The sequence below is a fragment of the Rhizobium leguminosarum bv. trifolii WSM2297 genome (assembly GCF_000271845.1).
This window is the reverse complement of the sequence record NZ_JH719393.1, coordinates 773686-786549: the sequence shown is the minus strand read 5'-3', so window position 1 is coordinate 786549 and position 12864 is coordinate 773686. Positions and strand designations below refer to the sequence as shown.

Annotated in this window: 13 protein-coding genes; 8 read left to right on the top strand and 5 right to left on the bottom strand. The window is 62.3% G+C overall.

The annotated features are described in order from the left end of the window. Both RLEG4DRAFT_RS07470 and RLEG4DRAFT_RS07465 read right to left on the bottom strand, forming a co-directional pair. The gene (locus RLEG4DRAFT_RS07470; RefSeq protein WP_003576575.1) at nucleotides 1-579 is read right to left on the bottom strand and encodes a GbsR/MarR family transcriptional regulator; all 579 of its coding nucleotides are present in this window, start codon (nucleotides 577-579) and stop codon (nucleotides 1-3) included. A gap of 284 nt (nucleotides 580-863) precedes the next feature. Then, nucleotides 864-1463: a HupE/UreJ family protein gene (locus RLEG4DRAFT_RS07465; protein ID WP_003576573.1), complete on the bottom strand. Its 600-nt coding sequence runs from the start codon at nucleotides 1461-1463 to the stop codon at nucleotides 864-866. Nucleotides 1464-1754: 291 nt separating this feature from the next. Between RLEG4DRAFT_RS07465 and RLEG4DRAFT_RS07460 the strand changes: the two genes are divergently transcribed. Further along, nucleotides 1755-2786 carry a hydroxyacid dehydrogenase gene (locus RLEG4DRAFT_RS07460; protein ID WP_003576572.1) on the top strand — a complete coding sequence of 344 codons (1032 nt, stop codon included), beginning with the start codon at nucleotides 1755-1757 and terminating at the stop codon, nucleotides 2784-2786. An 85-nt stretch (nucleotides 2787-2871) separates the two neighbouring features. Here RLEG4DRAFT_RS07460 and RLEG4DRAFT_RS07455 read toward each other — a convergent pair whose 3' ends face one another. Beyond that, nucleotides 2872-3903 carry a Tim44 domain-containing protein gene (locus RLEG4DRAFT_RS07455; RefSeq protein ID WP_003576570.1) on the bottom strand — a complete coding sequence of 344 codons (1032 nt, stop codon included), beginning with the start codon at nucleotides 3901-3903 and terminating at the stop codon, nucleotides 2872-2874. 84 nt (nucleotides 3904-3987) lie between these two features. After that, nucleotides 3988-4446 carry a YbaK/EbsC family protein gene (locus tag RLEG4DRAFT_RS07450; RefSeq protein ID WP_003576568.1) on the bottom strand — a complete coding sequence of 153 codons (459 nt, stop codon included), beginning with the start codon at nucleotides 4444-4446 and terminating at the stop codon, nucleotides 3988-3990. 335 nt (nucleotides 4447-4781) lie between these two features. Between RLEG4DRAFT_RS07450 and RLEG4DRAFT_RS07445 the strand changes: the two genes are divergently transcribed. The 7 genes from RLEG4DRAFT_RS07445 to RLEG4DRAFT_RS07415 are packed head-to-tail and all read left to right on the top strand — an operon-like array spanning nucleotide 4782 to nucleotide 11977. Beyond that, nucleotides 4782-6128 carry an extracellular solute-binding protein gene (locus RLEG4DRAFT_RS07445; RefSeq protein ID WP_003576566.1) on the top strand — a complete coding sequence of 449 codons (1347 nt, stop codon included), beginning with the start codon at nucleotides 4782-4784 and terminating at the stop codon, nucleotides 6126-6128. A gap of 59 nt (nucleotides 6129-6187) precedes the next feature. Then, the gene (locus RLEG4DRAFT_RS07440) at nucleotides 6188-7489 is read left to right on the top strand and encodes an ABC transporter permease subunit (protein WP_003576564.1); all 1302 of its coding nucleotides are present in this window, start codon (nucleotides 6188-6190) and stop codon (nucleotides 7487-7489) included. A 2-nt stretch (nucleotides 7490-7491) separates the two neighbouring features. Further along, the gene (locus tag RLEG4DRAFT_RS07435) at nucleotides 7492-8334 is read left to right on the top strand and encodes a carbohydrate ABC transporter permease (protein ID WP_003576562.1); all 843 of its coding nucleotides are present in this window, start codon (nucleotides 7492-7494) and stop codon (nucleotides 8332-8334) included. Continuing rightward, on the top strand, nucleotides 8334-9389 hold the full coding sequence (locus tag RLEG4DRAFT_RS07430) for an ABC transporter ATP-binding protein (protein ID WP_003576560.1): 1056 nt from the start codon (nucleotides 8334-8336) through the stop codon (nucleotides 9387-9389). Before RLEG4DRAFT_RS07435 ends, RLEG4DRAFT_RS07430 begins: the two co-directional genes overlap by 1 nt. Continuing rightward, nucleotides 9389-10168 carry a glycerophosphodiester phosphodiesterase gene (locus RLEG4DRAFT_RS07425; protein ID WP_003576558.1) on the top strand — a complete coding sequence of 260 codons (780 nt, stop codon included), beginning with the start codon at nucleotides 9389-9391 and terminating at the stop codon, nucleotides 10166-10168. The genes RLEG4DRAFT_RS07430 and RLEG4DRAFT_RS07425 overlap by 1 nt, the downstream gene beginning before the upstream one ends. Beyond that, nucleotides 10152-11156 (top strand): LacI family DNA-binding transcriptional regulator, encoded by a 1005-nt coding sequence (locus tag RLEG4DRAFT_RS07420; protein ID WP_003576556.1) that lies wholly within the window; start codon nucleotides 10152-10154, stop codon nucleotides 11154-11156. The genes RLEG4DRAFT_RS07425 and RLEG4DRAFT_RS07420 overlap by 17 nt, the downstream gene beginning before the upstream one ends. Further along, entirely contained in the window at nucleotides 11156-11977 is an 822-nt protein-coding gene (locus RLEG4DRAFT_RS07415; protein ID WP_003576553.1) for an inositol monophosphatase family protein, read from the top strand. Before RLEG4DRAFT_RS07420 ends, RLEG4DRAFT_RS07415 begins: the two co-directional genes overlap by 1 nt. Here RLEG4DRAFT_RS07415 and RLEG4DRAFT_RS07410 read toward each other — a convergent pair. Beyond that, on the bottom strand, nucleotides 11974-12837 hold the full coding sequence (locus RLEG4DRAFT_RS07410) for a glycerophosphodiester phosphodiesterase (RefSeq protein WP_003576550.1): 864 nt from the start codon (nucleotides 12835-12837) through the stop codon (nucleotides 11974-11976). The two genes, RLEG4DRAFT_RS07415 and RLEG4DRAFT_RS07410, sit on opposite strands and share 4 nt — an antisense overlap. Between the last annotated feature and the right edge of the window lie 27 nt (nucleotides 12838-12864).

The following is a 12864-nucleotide window of genomic DNA, read 5'->3' as shown; positions in this document are numbered from 1 at the left end:
CTAACTCTTGTTCGCAGGATTCGGCCGGCGGCTGCGGCCGAGCGAAACGACCCGGTCCTTGGCCTCCAGAAGCTTCGTCACTTTCGCGCCCAGCGAGAGTAGCGTTGCAAGCCTTTCCGTTTCAAGTTGTTTAACGTCCTCATACCAATGCGTCAGCTGCTCGATCAGCGTGTGCATTTCGCTCATGCGCGCCTGCGCATGCCGTTCGGCGTCGCTGGCCGGTCGCTGCATCAGAATCTCACGCAGAACCGACAGCGTCGGATCGACTTCACGTTTCTTTCGTTCCTCGGCGAGCGTCCGCAAGATGAGCCAGACATCATCGGGTGTGGTGAAGAAATCGCGGCGATCGTCCGGCTTGTGTTTCAGAATGACGAGATTCCAGGCCTGCAATTCGCGCAGGCTCATCGACACATTGGAACGCGAAATGCCGAGCGCATCGGCGATCTCTTCGGCGCAGATCGGCGCGGGCGAAACGTAGAGCAGGGCATAGATCTGGCCGACGGTGCGGTTGATTCCCCAGCGGGAGCCCATTTCGCCGAAATGGAGAACGAAGGACTGGACGAGAGGCGGCAGGTTCATAGTCTTTTCCGTTGCGTCTGTTATTTCAGTAATTTCTGAAATCACTATATCGACCTTCGCGCCCCGCCGACAATCGGCAAGGCGGCCCTGCGTCAATTTGGATGTCCGTTCGTTGATCGTGCCTCGGATATAACAGGAAGCGACGCGGCCGGATTTGACTTGGATCAATTCCGCAGCACTTTGCGGACGTGGAAACGCCCGGCCATGCGCTACGCATGCCGGGCGTTCTGATTTGACTGCAATAACTAACGGCGTTTACGCGCGCCGCCGCCGATCGAGGCGGCTTAGATCAAGCCGGCCAGAATGCCGACGCCTGATATGGCGGCGATGCCGCCTGCGACGCGCGTCACGAAGACGCCCCGACGTTCACCGGCCTGGCCGATGGCGTAACCAAGCGCGAGGCCGGCGGCATGCAGCAGTGCGGTCGGGATCATGAAACCGGCAGCATAGGCGGCACCTGCAACGTTTTCCGGCATTTCGGCGCCATGCGCATGACCGTGGAAGATTGCAAAGAGGCCGACAAGGCCGAGCGCTGCAGCGAGCGGCGCCTTGACATCAAGCGCAACGATGGCGCCGAGCACGACAACGGAAAGCGCGATGCCCAGTTCAACGAAGGGAACATTGATACCGGCAGCGCCGAGGGCGCCACCGAGCGCCATGATGAGAACGAAGGTCGTCGGCACCAGCCAGGTGGCGCGGCCGCCGAGCTGGAATGCAAAAACGCCGACCATCACCATGGCGAGGACATGATCGAGGCCCGACATCGGATGGGCAAAGCCATGGCTGAAACCGGCAGCCTCCCCGATCGCAGGATGGGCGGAGGCAACGGCTGGAAGCGCTGCGCCAGCCAAAGCAAGCAGGCCGCTCTTGAGTGCTGATTTCATTGCTCATTCCCCTCGTGAGTTTCGAGTATCCTGCGGCCGCTGAACAAAGGTATGGTTCAGGCGCGAGCATCAAGCTAATTCAAAGCGTTTGCGCCGTCAACGCTGCGTTCGCCAAATGCCAAGCCAATTCAATTGCTTATCTGATAGGCAGATGCCACTTTCGAAAGCGGCGCCACACCGAGAGGCGGGTCCTTTCACATTCCACTTTCCGTGATCTGGAAAGGCTCCCGCACAGAGGCTATCAATCGTCCGACGGAGACGGCGCAAACTGCCGCGATGGAGGAGATACCGATGACAAACACCGAACGGCCGCTGGCGATCAGCGCGCCCGAGCCACGCACGCTCGATCTGATCTTCAGCGAAAAGGCGCGCGCCGAACTGCATGCAAAATACGAAATCGTCGAAGCCGATCCGGACAATATCGCCGGCCTTGGTGACGAGATTCTCGGCAAGACGCGCTACATCATCGGCCAACCGCCGCTTTCATCCGAAACGCTGTCAAAAATGCCGGCCTTGCGCTCGATCCTCAACGTCGAAAGCAATCTTCTCAACAACATGCCCTATGACGTGCTCTTCGAGCGCGGCATTCATGTCGTCACCACGGGCCAGGTCTTTGCCGAACCGGTCGCCGAAATCGGTCTCGGCTTCGCCTTGGCGCTTGCGCGCGGCATCGTCGATGCGGACGTCGCGTTCCGCGAGGGCGCCGAACTCTGGGGCGGGGAGGGCAATGCAAGCGCGCGGCTGATTGCCGGCTCGGAGATCGGCATCGTCGGCTTCGGCGATCTCGGCAAGGCACTGCGCCGGCTGCTCTCCGGCTTCAGGGCCCGCATCAGGGTATTCGATCCCTGGCTGCCCCGCTCGATCCTCGAGGAAAACGGCGTTGAGCCCGCAAGCCTGGAGGAGGTCCTGACGAAGAGCGACTTCGTCTTCGTCGTCGCAGCCGTCACCAGCGAAAATAAAGGATTCCTCGGCACCGAGGCCTTCGCCAGCATGCGCCGGGGCGCGGCCTTCATCCTGCTCAGCCGCGCTGACGTCGTCGATTTCGAAGCGCTGATGGCGGCCGTCTCGTCAGGCCACATCGTCGCGGCGAGCGACGTCTACCCGCAAGAGCCGCTGCCGCCCGATCACCCGGTGCGGAGCCTGAAAGGCTTCATCCGTTCGGCACACCGCGCCGGCGCGCTCGACAGTGCCTTCAAGAAGATGGGCGACATGGTGCTCGAAGACATGGACCTGGTGGATCGCGGCCTGCCGCCGATGCGCTGCAAGCGAGCCGAACGCGAGACGGTGTCGCGCATGCGCTCCAAACCGGTCGCGGTAAATTAAATCAGTCGCCCAAAACTGCTGAGCGGTTTCGGGCGACATAAAACCAAGGCTCGGCTTACATAGCATCGTGCGATGCGCGGGAGCTTTAAGCGGCGCGCTGCCCTGTGCCCTGGATCGCCGCGAGCTTCCAGTCGGCGCCCGGCTTGCGCACGAAGGTCCATACCTCGGTGCTTTCGCTCGGACGGTGGTCGTCGCCGGAAACGACGCGGCCACTATCGCGTTCGACCATGGCATCGATCGAGCTATAACGCATGGCGAGCGTCGCATATTCTTGACCGTCTTCGCGCCAGGCCTCGGCAATATCGCCCTGCAGCAGCTTGACGTCGGAGACGCGGTTGCGTACGCCGTTGGTGGCGTTTTCGCCAAGTTCCTCGGCAAGATAGGACATCGCTTCGGGTGTCGTCAGCCGGCGCAAAGTGCCATAATCCTCGGCGCCGTAAGCGGTCTGCACGCTGGTCAGCAATTTCTCGAACTGGTCGAGATCTGCCTGCGCCAGCCCGATCTCGTCGGTCGGGCGGTTGCCGCCAGGCTGCCCGCCGAAGCCGGAACCGATCGCGGGGATCCGGAAGGACGAATTATTCGCGGGCGACATGCCAAAGGACTGGGCGCCAGAGGATTGGCCGCCATTGGATTGGCCGAATGGCCGGCTTTGGCCACCCGCGCCGTAGGAAGGCTGACGACGGTTGGCGAAATAACGCATGGCGAGCATGATGGCGCCGCCGATCAGCGCGATCTGCAGCAGCATGCCGAGGAAGCCGAAGCCGCCGCCGAAACCGTGACCAAGCAGCATGCCGAGGAGACCGCCGGCAATCAGGCCGCCGATCATCGAACGCCCGAAGCCCCCGAAGAGACCGGGGCGCTGGGTGCCGAAGGGCTGCTGCGCGGTAGCGGGTGCCGTCGTCTGCGGACGCGGGGTCATCGACCGTTCGATCGGCGCGACGGGTGCAGGCGCCGTGCGGGTGACGGGCGGAGCCTGAAAGGTGCGCGTGCCGCGGCTCCCGAAACCGAAGCTGCCGGCGCGGCGCGCCTCGGCACTATCGAGGGAAGCAAAAATGGTAGCGCTCGTCAGTGCGGCAATAGCCGCGATCTTGGCAAAACGCGAAACGGCACTCGGCATTCCTGATCTCCTGTCATGCGCAATCATGGCATGTTGGGATAGGATATAGGTACTCTTTCCGGGGTTTGAAGTTTTTTCGCCGCCTTACTGGCAGACGTCGACCCAGCTGGCACCGGTCAGCGCCGCCAGTCGCCCGGTTTCGATGCGCACGGCCGAATTCGTCGAGCCGGCGGCGGGCACGACTTCGTCGAAGCGTTTGAGCGAGATATCGCAATAGATCGGCAGTGGCGAAGGCAGGCCGAAGGGGCAGACGCCGCCGACCGGATGGCTGGTGACCGCTACCACCTCTTCGGCATCGAGCATGCGCCCTTTGGCGCCGAACGTATCCTTGAACTTGCGATTGTCGAGCCGTGCCATGCCGCTGGCAACGACCAGCATCATCTGCTCGCCGACACGCAGACAGATCGTCTTGGCGATCTGGGCGGGCTCGACGCCGTGGGCTTCGGCCGCAAGCGCCACCGTCGAGGAGCTCTCGGCGGTTTCGATGATTTCGATATCGGGTGCATGCGCACGGAGGAAGGCGCGGACGGATTCAAGGCTCATTGCGCGATGCTAGCGCATCGGCCCGCAAATCGGAACCGGTTTTTGGAAAGCACGATGCGAGGTGGAAAGTATTGCAGCGTCTCAAAAGACGCGCCGCACGCATGAGGAATCGCGCAATTTCAAGCGTAAAACATGCCCGCCGAAAACCGCCGCTTGCAAGTCGTCAGGACATCGTCATAATAATTTTGCACACGTGCTCAATTTTGTCATTCGGCCGTTACATCGACCCCCTAGAGCGGACATGTCACGTTTTCGTGGGTTTTCGAAGCGGCCGTCAACACCAGTGATGACCCGTCAAAGAGGCCTCACACTGCTCTTCTGGGGAGATGAAGAAAATGACTATTTTGCCGACATTGAAATCCCTCGCCATCGCTGCCGCCATCCTGGCCTCGAGCTCTGCAATTGCGCTTGCCAAGGATGTTCATATCAGCGTCTGGGCCGGCGGCACCGGCCCCAACGACGTCTATCGCCTCGACGCCATCGAGATCGCAGCCCAGCAGTTGCAGCGCCAGGCCGCGCTGAAGGGTGAAGATCTGAAGATCACCGTCGAGAAGAAGCCCTATTCCGCCTGGGAGGACTTCAAGCAGGCGCTGACCCTTGCGGCGGAAGCCAAGACCGCCCCGAACATCGTCGTCAGCGGCCATGAAGACATCGCGCCCTGGTCGCAGGCCGGCCTCATCGTTCCGATCGAGGATTACGTCGATCTCGACTCCTGGCCGCTCAATGGCATTTACGAAAACCTGCTGAAGATCGCCTCCTACAATGGCACCGTCTACGGCATTCCGCAGGATGCCGAATCCCGGCCGATGTTCTTCTGGAAGCCGTATATGAAGGCGATCGGCTATAGCGACGCCGATCTGGATGCGCTGCCGCAGAACGTTCAGGACGGCAAGTACACCATGAAGAACCTGCTCGAAGACGCCAAGAAGATGCAGGACAAAGGCCTCGTCCAGCCCGGCTACGGCTTCTATCCGCGCACCAGCAACGGCCCTGACTACTGGCAGTTCTATACCAGCTTCGGCGGCACGATGGAGGAAAACGGCAAGCTCGTCTTCGACAAGGCGGCGATGACCCGTACCTATCAGTTCTTCGCCGATGCCGTTAAGGCGGGCGTCACCAAGAAGAACCACATCGGCATGCCGGGCGACCAGTGGTGGAAGGAAGTCGCGACCGGCAAGGCCGGCATCTGGGACGGGGGCACCTGGCACTATGCCCGCCTCGTCAACCAGGAAGGCCTCAAGGACTTCTTCGGCAACGTGATCTTCACGCTGATCCCGGCCGGCGAAGGCGGCAAGGCCAACACGCTGACCCACCCGCTCGTCTACCTCCTGACCGCAGGTCACGACAAGGAAGACACCGAGATCGCCGCCCAGCTGGTCACCATTGCCTCCGAGCCGCGCATCAACGCGCTGCATGCGGTCAAATCAGCCCATCTCGGCATTTCCGAGGCGGAATCGGAAGTCGATTTCTACTCGGCCGACCGCTGGACCCGCGAAGCCACCGAACGCCTGCTGCCGCATGCCAATGCGATGCCGAACAATTCCGATTTCGGCAAATATTGGAACATCATGTGGAAGAACCTTGAGGCATCCTGGACCGGCGCCAAGACCGTCGACGCCGCGGTCGGTGATGCCGAGAGCGAGCTGAGGAGCACGCTCGGCGACAAGATCGTCATCCGCTGAAGCATTCCTCCGGGCGGTGGCAATCCCGCCGCCCGGACGGTTCCGCGAGGAGGCCTTCCATGAAATCGTCCAGAACGCTCGGGCTGCTGATGATCGCGCCTGCGGCGGTCATGATCGTCCTGTTCTTCCTGATGCCGGTGGTTCTGACGGCGGTCTTCTCGATGACCAATATGACGACGGCGACCGGAATATCAGGCGGCGTCTACCAGATCGCGCCCAACTCCCTGATCGCGCTGAAATCAGCGATGCCCGACCTCGCTGCCGAGATGGCCGAACCGCGCTACACGATCGACGAGGCGGGTCTCACGGCCGTCGAGGGCCTCGGGATGGCGCCGGGGATTGCCGCCGAATTGCGCGCCAAACATCTGGGCGAGGTCTTCCCGGCACGCCGCGACCTCGAGCGCATGCTCAAGGATCTCACTGAGCGACCTTCGACGCGCGAGGTCAAGCAGATCTCCGAACAGTTCAACCGCTCCGCCCTCAACACCCGCTTCGACAGCAAGCCACAGCTATTTTCGGCGCTGGACAGTCTGGGGTTCAAGCTGACGCCGGAGCAGAAGGAAACCGTCGCCAAGACCACCTACACCGGCTGGACCTGGACGACCGAGAATTTCTCGCGCATCGCCACCTCGCCCGATATGGCGCGCGTGCTTTTCAACACTGCGCTCTACGTCGCGCTGGTGCTGATGCTTTTCAACGTCGGTTATGCCCTGCTGCTGGCGATCTGGACACATTACATGCCGCCGACGCCGGCTTCGATCTTCCGCGGCATCTGGCTCCTGCCGCGCATCACGCCCGTCGTCATTTACGTCATGCTGTGGAAATGGCTTGCCTGGGATACCGGCTTCATCTCCGTCCTGATGGGCAAGTTCGGCTATCCGCCGAAGAACTACCTGCTCGACACCGCCTACCATGCCTGGTTCTTCGTCGTGTTGATCAACGGTTTCATCGGCGCCTCGATGGGCATGCTGGTCTTCTCCTCGGCGATGAAGGCCATTCCGAAAAGCCAGTTCTATGCGAGCGAGGTCGACGGTGCGTCGCGCTGGCAGCAGATCCGCTATATCATCCTGCCGCAGATGCGCTGGCCGATCCTCTTCGTCACCTGCTATCAGACGCTATCGCTGCTCGCCTCCTTCAATGAAATCCTGCTCGCCACCAATGGCGGGCCGGGCAACGCGACCGAGGTCTGGGCGCTCTCGGCCTATCATACCGCACTCAGGAACTATGCCGGCAATCTCGAATATGGGCTGGGTGCCGCCATGGCACTGGTACTCGTCGTCATCGGCGTGGTGCTGTCGCTGCTTTATCTGCGCGTTTTCAACTACGGCACGCTTGTCGCCAAGCCCCTGATCGAGGATTGACCATGGCCGATCGCTCTCAGCCCTCGGCAAATTACCGCAGCTGGCCTGTCCTGACGGCGCTCACCATCGTCAGCCTGCCGCTGCTCTTGATGTATGTCTATCTCTTCCTCGACACCGTGACGGTGAAGCAGCCGGACGCCTTGCTGCCCTCCGGCTTGACGCTCAATCACTGGCGTTTCCTGTGGGAGACGACGGCCGGGAAGGCGAACATCTGGCAGGTTACGGTCAATACGCTACTGTTTTCGACCTGCACCACCAGCCTTGTGCTCATCATCTCGTCGATGGCCGGTTATGTTCTGTCGCGGCTGAACGTGCCGGCGCGCGGCTTCTTTCTTGCCGGCGTCATGGTGCTGCACGCCTTCCCGTCGGTGACGCTGATCATCGCCATCTTCATCGTGCTGCAAATGATCGGTCTCTACAATTCGCTGATCGGCGTCATCCTGGTGAAGGCGGCGATCGACCTGCCGCTCGGCATCTGGCTGATGAAGGGCTTCTATGACACCGTGCCCTGGGAAATCGAAATGGCCGGCGTCGTCGACGGCGCCTCGCGGTTCCGCGTCTGGCGCAGCCTGGTGCTGCCGCAGGTCAAGCCCGGCATCATGGCGCTCGGCCTGTTCTCTTTCCTCTCCGGCTGGGGCGAGTTCATCCTGCCGCAGGTGCTGGCGCCGGGCAATCAGGTGCAGGTGCTGTCGGTCTATCTCGCCGCCTTCCTCGCCGACGACAACAATTACGATTTTAACATGTTCAAGGCAGTCGGCCTCTTCTACCTCATCCCGGTGCTGATCGCTTACGCGCTCTTCAACAAATATCTCATGAATATCTATGGCGGCGGGAGCAAAGGCTGATGCGCATCCTCCTCGACAATTTCTCGAAGAGCTTCGGCTCCACCAAAGTCATCGAGAATATGCGGCTCGAAGTCGGCGACGGCGAGATGCTGGCGCTGCTCGGCCCTTCCGGCTGCGGCAAATCGACCACGCTTTTTTCGGTCTGCGGCATTCATCGGCCGACCAGCGGGCGCATTCTCTTTGGCGACCGCGACGTCACGGATCTGCCGAGCCAGGCCCGCAATGTCGGGGTCGTCTTCCAGTCCTATGCGCTCTACCCGCACATGACGGTTGCCGAAAACATCGGCTTCCCACTGAAGGTGAAGGGTGTGAATGCCGCCGAAATCAGCAAGGAGGTCGACCAGATCGCGGCCCTCGTCCATATTGGCAACCTGATGGGCCGCCGCCCGGCAGAGCTTTCCGGCGGTCAGCAACAGCGTGTGGCGCTGGCGCGCGCGCTGATCCGCAAGCCCGACGTGCTGCTGCTCGACGAACCGCTCGCCAATCTCGACGCCAAGCTGCGCCTCGAAATGCGCTCGGAAATCCGCCGCCTGCAGCGCGAGACCGGCATCACCGCCATCCTCGTCACCCATGACCAGGTGGAGGCGATGAGCATGTGCGACCGCATTGCCATCATGAAGGAAGGCGAGATCGTCCAGATCGCCACGCCGGCGGAAATGTACAATGATCCGAAGACCGCATTCGTCGCCGGCTTCCTCGGCAACCCGCCGATCACCTTCCTGCGCGGCATCGTCGACAAGGGCGCCTTCGCGATCCCGGAAAGCGAAATCCGCGTGCCGTTGCCGGGATCCGTTGGCGCCGCCGAGGGCACGAAGCTGATGCTTGGCGTCCGGCCGGAGCATTTTACCCCTGCGGGCGATACACCGGTGTCCGGCAAGGTCACCTTCGCCGAAACGCAAGGGCGAGAAAACCTTTACGATGTACGTCTTGCCGGCGGGCCCCTGCTGCGCTCGATCCAGCCGGTGCGCAACGATATCCATGTCGGCGACGATGTCCGCTGGGCAATCGACAGCCGCGGCGTGTTCGTCTTCGACGAGAACGGAAGGAGGCTCTGATGACCCGCGATTTCCAGGCATTCTTCGCGCGATACAGCTGGCCCGCGGCTAAGGGCAGGCTGCCCTTCTGCATCGGCCATCGCGGCGCCAGCGGCCACGAGCGCGAAAACACGATCACCGCCTTCCGCCGCGCTGCCGAACTTGGCGCCGAGATGTGGGAGCTCGACACGCAGCTGACCCGCGACGGCGTCGTCGTCGTCTCGCATGACGATCATCTCGAGCGGGTCTTCGGCATCGACCGGCGCATTTCGGAGATGACGGCGGCCGAACTCGCCGCCCTCGACGGCGTCGACGTGCCGAGTTTTTCAGAGGTCGCCGCCCTCGGGCGGGCGACCGGAACCGGTCTCTATGTCGAACTCAAGGCGCCCGGCACCGGCGTGGCCTGCTGGCGCCATCTTGCCGAGATGAACCAGCGTTTCGCCTGTTTCGGCTCCTTCGATACGGCACAGGTGCGTGAACTCCGCGACGCAGGCTGCGACTTCCCGCTTTCGGTGCTGATCCGGGTCGGCCACGATCCGCATGCGCTGGGTGACGAGGCCGGCGCCGATATATTGCATCTCTGCTGGGAGAGGGCGGGCGAGCGACCGCAGGATCTGGTGACCGAAACACTGATGCACCGCGCCTTCGAGGCGGACCGCGAGATCGTGCTCTGGCATGAGGAGCGGCGGAGCATTCTCGATGACATCATGAAACTTCCGGTTCTCGGTATCTGCACGGATCTTCCCGATCTGATGCGGTCCTCGACAGAGAGGGAAAAAGCAGTTGGCAGACAGGGATAAGGGACCGCGCAAGGCAACCTCCTTCGACGTGGCGCGTGTGGCCGGCGTCTCACGCGCTGCCGTGTCGCGCGCCTTCACGCCGGATGCCAGCGTCTCGCCGAAGACGCGCGAGAAGGTGTTTGAGGCTGCCAAGGAACTCGGCTACCGGGTGAACTATCTTGCCAGAAGCCTGACCAACAAACGCTCCGATCTGGTCGGGGTCGTTGCCGCCGGTCTCGACAATCCGTTCCGGACGCTGCAGATCGACAATCTGGCAAGAGTGCTGATCGCCCGCAATTTCCGCCCGATCCTGCTGCCGACGTCGCAGGAGGCGGATACCTCGACGGTCATCGGCCAGCTACTGCATTACGCCGTTTCAGGCGTCATCGTCACCTCGGACGCGCCGCCGACCGAGATCTGCGAGCAATGTGCGGCCGAAGGCGTGCCGATCGTGCTGATCAACAAGGGCGACGACATCCCCTTCGTCGACCGCATCATCTCCGACGACCGCATGGCCGGCCATCTCGCCGCCGCCCACCTGATCGACCGCGGCGCGCGGAAGCTCGCCGTGATGGCCGCACCTGCCATATCCTATACGGCGCGGCGGCGCAGCGAGGCGTTCCTGGCACGCTGCAAGCAGCTTGAGGTCGAGGCGCAGATGCTGCAGGTCAGGATCAATGATTACCGGAGCGGCTATGATGCGGCGGCCGACCTTGCCGCATCCGGCATCGACGGCTTGTTCTGCGCCAACGACTACATGGCCTGCGGTGTTGTCGACCGCGTCATGCAGGGCCGCAGCCGCGGTGATGCGCCGCCGCTCTCCATCATCGGCCACGACGACATCCCGCAGGCGAGCTGGACCGCCTACGACCTCACGACCATCCGCCAACCCTGCGACCTCCAAGCCGAACAGACGGTCGACCTGCTGATGAGCCGGATGGCGGAACCGGACCTGACCGCGCGCGTCGAATCCACGCCGGTGACGCTGATAAGAAGAAGGACTGCCTGATGAATTCCGCTTTCGATGCCGCCGCCATCCGTACACGGGCGGAGGTCGCAATCGCCGTCGCCCTCGAGGCCGGACGGGAAGCGGCCCGGTTTCGGCGCGACTCCAGTCCCGGCACGCTGGCCGTCGAGAACAAGGGATTGCAGGATTTCGTCACCATCGCCGACAGGAAGGCCGAACAGGCGATCCGCGACGGGCTGCTCTTACGCTTTCCGGACGATATGTTCATGGGCGAAGAAAGTGGCGGGCGATCGGGCGAGGGCGGCACCTGGGTCGTCGATCCGATCGACGGCACGACGAACTATATCAGGGGCTTCCGGCACTGGGCCGTCTCGATCGCCTTCGTCGCCGGCGGCAAGGTCGAAGTCGGTGTGGTCTACGATGCCAGCGAGGATAAGGTCTTTCACGCCGTCCGCGGCGGCGGCGCCTTCAAGGACGGAATTCCAGTGCATGCGGCGGCGACCGCCGATCCGGCCAATGCGCTTGTCATTCTCGGCCACTCCCGCAAGACCAGCTTCGACGACCACCTCGCTCTCTCCAAGCGGCTTCACGAACGCGGCATGGATTATCGCCGCACAGGCGCGGCGGCGATCGACCTCGTTCGCGTCGCCGAAGGTGCTGCCGATCTCTATTACGAACGCCATCTCAATGCCTGGGACATGCTCGCCGGCGCACTGATCGCCGAAGAGGCCGGCGCTACGGTGGCGATGCCGGATGTCGACAGGCTGCTTAAGGATGGTGGGCCCGTCATTGCCCATTCGCCGGGGCTCGCGGGCGAATTCGCATTCATCCTCGATATCGAGGGGCTGACGCCCGCTGCTTAATCCGTCATACGCCGGCGCCACGCGCGCTCGGTTGCCGGTGCCTCGTCAGTGGTGATCTGATCAGGCTTCAGCGCCATCAGCGCTGAGAAATTCAGCCATTCCTCTTCGCTGAAACCGGCCTCTGGATCCTTGAGCGTAAAGGTCCAGGCATCGACACGTTTGCCTTCGTCCTGGCAGAGCCCGATCAGGTCGAGACCTTCCCTGGCGGCATCAAGGATCAGCTGCCAGTGAAGATAGATCGTGTCCGGTTCGGTTGGCCCTCGCAGGTCGGCGCGCAATTCCATTTCAACAGCCTTCCAGCTGCCCGCCTGCCTGATATCGTAGAGCTTATCGGTCGGATCGATGCCGCGCAGGAGATGCGGAAGCTTTTCCTTGACCGCGACGATGAGATCGAGACTGCCGGCGCTGACGATCACCGAGGCGGCGATATCATGGAAATGCGCGGCAAGATGCTCGATGCCCCTCACGTCGATCGCCTCATAATCGTCCTTCATGTCGAACTGCAGCAATGCGGCCGGATGGGTCGATTGCATCATGGCGGCGAGATCCTCACTGAGGATCAGCGGCCGGTCGCCCTCTTTCATCCGGATATCGCGGAGGTCGCCGATGTTCTTTTCTGTGATTGGTCCATGCCCGGTCGTTTCACCTTCGAGGTCGTCATCGTGCAGCACCACGAAACCGCCATCGGCGCGCACCCGCAGATCGAGTTCCATCGAAGCGCCCGCAGCAAAACCCTCCGCCATCACCTCGGCCGAGAACAGCGGATCGGCAAACCGTTTGCGCAGCCGGTGCCATTTCAGACGGGTGCGATGTCCCGCATGCGAAATCTCCAGGCCCTGCGCATCCAGCAATCTCGTCATATGCACCAAGTCTCCGTGATGCCACTT

Coding starts and splice junctions, on each gene's coding strand:
- RLEG4DRAFT_RS07455 (WP_003576570.1), bottom strand. CDS start 3,903: ATGCCGAGTGCCGTTTCGCGTTTTGCCAAGATCGCGGCTATTGCCGCA.
- RLEG4DRAFT_RS07430 (WP_003576560.1), top strand. CDS start 8,334: ATGCGCATCCTCCTCGACAATTTCTCGAAGAGCTTCGGCTCCACCAAA.
- RLEG4DRAFT_RS07415 (WP_003576553.1), top strand. CDS start 11,156: ATGAATTCCGCTTTCGATGCCGCCGCCATCCGTACACGGGCGGAGGTC.
- RLEG4DRAFT_RS07465 (WP_003576573.1), bottom strand. CDS start 1,463: ATGAAATCAGCACTCAAGAGCGGCCTGCTTGCTTTGGCTGGCGCAGCG.
- RLEG4DRAFT_RS07410 (WP_003576550.1), bottom strand. CDS start 12,837: ATGACGAGATTGCTGGATGCGCAGGGCCTGGAGATTTCGCATGCGGGA.
- RLEG4DRAFT_RS07435 (WP_003576562.1), top strand. CDS start 7,492: ATGGCCGATCGCTCTCAGCCCTCGGCAAATTACCGCAGCTGGCCTGTC.
- RLEG4DRAFT_RS07440 (WP_003576564.1), top strand. CDS start 6,188: ATGAAATCGTCCAGAACGCTCGGGCTGCTGATGATCGCGCCTGCGGCG.
- RLEG4DRAFT_RS07450 (WP_003576568.1), bottom strand. CDS start 4,446: ATGAGCCTTGAATCCGTCCGCGCCTTCCTCCGTGCGCATGCACCCGAT.
- RLEG4DRAFT_RS07460 (WP_003576572.1), top strand. CDS start 1,755: ATGACAAACACCGAACGGCCGCTGGCGATCAGCGCGCCCGAGCCACGC.
- RLEG4DRAFT_RS07470 (WP_003576575.1), bottom strand. CDS start 579: ATGAACCTGCCGCCTCTCGTCCAGTCCTTCGTTCTCCATTTCGGCGAA.
- RLEG4DRAFT_RS07445 (WP_003576566.1), top strand. CDS start 4,782: ATGACTATTTTGCCGACATTGAAATCCCTCGCCATCGCTGCCGCCATC.
- RLEG4DRAFT_RS07425 (WP_003576558.1), top strand. CDS start 9,389: ATGACCCGCGATTTCCAGGCATTCTTCGCGCGATACAGCTGGCCCGCG.